Origin of the sequence: Corynebacterium sp. HMSC034A01 (genome assembly GCF_001838175.1) — a bacterium.
Taxonomy (GTDB): Bacteria; Actinomycetota; Actinomycetes; order Mycobacteriales; family Mycobacteriaceae; genus Corynebacterium.
In genome coordinates this window covers 1-1,871 of sequence record NZ_KV835923.1, presented here as the reverse complement: position 1 = coordinate 1,871, position 1,871 = coordinate 1, and the positions used below count along the sequence as shown (strand labels likewise).

Below are 1,871 nucleotides of genomic sequence, written 5' to 3'. Positions count from 1 at the left end.
CCCCGCACACAAAGAATCGGACACCCTCCATCAACGAGCCAGAACGGTTCGAATCGACGTTGCATCGTGCGCGACGAGCACCCCACGCGGCGGGCAACAGTATCGAGGCTGGCGCCGGTGGTGAGGTGGTCGATGAAGGCGGTGAACGCCGCCGCGTTGGTGATGTCGCTTCTGCGTTTCACGCTGGAGGCGCCGCATTGTTTGCACCGCCATCTGGTGGTGCCTTTGCTGGTGGTGCCGTTGCGTTTCATTTCACCGCCGCAGTAGCAGCGTGGTTGGTTCTTTGACATTGCGACACCACACCACGCCGCACATAGCACGCCAACGCTGCCACACCGAGGATTGAACGCTCGAGACCCAGATATATGCCCCCGGAGCATATATTTCCTTGAAACCTACAGGTCAATCCCCAGAAATCGCCGATTCTGGACACACTTTTTGTCGTTTAACCCGCACCTGAGGGCAGTTTATTAGGAACTTTAGAAAACCTTTCAAACCTGAAAAAGGCCTGATTAACTGCGCTTTCAATGTTGGCGCTTCCTTGAAAGCGACTGTCCAAATTGGTAGTTTAATGCGCAGTTCCGCGGGAGAAGTGTGTTCTATGTACTTCTTCCTCGAATTTCTCCCATTTGCAAAAACAACCATTGGAGCCATCTTGAAGAACGCTTCCTCCCCGTTCGAGTTCAACTCGGACGCTGCCGCCCAGGGCCCTTCGAACCCTGGGCGTTACAACGCAATGTCCTCCGCGGACCGCAACCCGCGCCGCCACTCCGGCAAGCGCTCCGTCATTGCCGGCATGACGTCCGTTTCCCTGGCGCTGGCCGGGCTGACCGTGCCGAGCGTTGTTGGCCCTGAGAATCCGGTCAGGCCCGCGCCGTTTGCGTCGGCTGCAGAGGGTGACCCTCTGCGTTTTTGGTCCGGTGTTGATGACGCGGAAACCGAAGAGGACACGTGGCGAGCTCAGGTTCAGGGCCGGAACCTGCCGGGCGGCTCCACTGCCGAAGTCAAGATGAGCGAAATGAAGTTCATCCAGAACGACGGCGACAAATTGGATTACACGGACTTTCCTGCTGAAGAGGCTGACTTGACCGGCAAGATTCAGCAAGGAAAGCAGACGCTGGGGGGCATTAACGCTCGGATTATTAACGACCGTTCAGGTGATAAACCTTCGGCAAAAATTCGCTTTTACGATGAAAACTGGCAGCCCGCCCAGGTCACTATCCCCTCTAACGCGCAGCTTCACTTGATCGCTAAGGAGGGAGTCGGTACCGACTGGCCGAGGAGTGGTGGCCCCAGTTCCGTAGGACTCAACTCCGCTGAGATTACTAAGGAAGAGGCTGTTCCCAGCACTGTTTCAGCGAGTGGACGTGTGCAGTTCCCCGAGCAGAACAATGCGCCTGCCAGTGGGGTGCAGGTGAGACTTCGTGACGGGGATAAGGTCGTCGATACCACTGCGACTTCCTCTGAAGGAACGTTCTCATTCTCGAACGTTCCTACTGGCAAGAATTACACGGTAGAGGTTGTCCACCCCTCCGGTTTCGTTACGCCGCGCAGGAATACTGATAGCTGGGATACGAACGCCGACGGACGTTTCACGTTCAATCTTGTCCCTATTCGAGCTACCGGCCGAGTATTGGATGAGGAAGGGCGACCAGTCGCTGGAGCAAAGGTAGATGTCGACGGTGTCACGACTTCAACAGATGAAGACGGATACTTCGAGCTCGTCGGTGTCCCGGCTGGTAGGCAGTCACTCACGATTCAGGAAACTGCGCAAACTAAGACTCAGCAGGGCATCTCCGTAGAGATTTCGGAAACCCCACGACAGGATCTCGGATCCTTCGAGGTTGTTGAGAAGCCGGGTTCTTTGTCTG

Annotated in this window: 1 protein-coding gene and 1 pseudogene; one reads left to right on the top strand and one right to left on the bottom strand. The window is 56.2% G+C overall.

Translation table 11 applies throughout. The features are described from left to right. Positions 1–290 (bottom strand): annotated as a pseudogene (locus HMPREF2791_RS11500) (IS256 family transposase); the annotation flags it as partial. Between the two features lie 311 nt (positions 291–601). Between HMPREF2791_RS11500 and HMPREF2791_RS01135 the strand changes: the two are divergent. Continuing rightward, positions 602–1,871 (top strand): carboxypeptidase regulatory-like domain-containing protein (locus HMPREF2791_RS01135; RefSeq protein WP_210400142.1); only part of this gene is annotated, 1,270 nt, incomplete at its 3' end.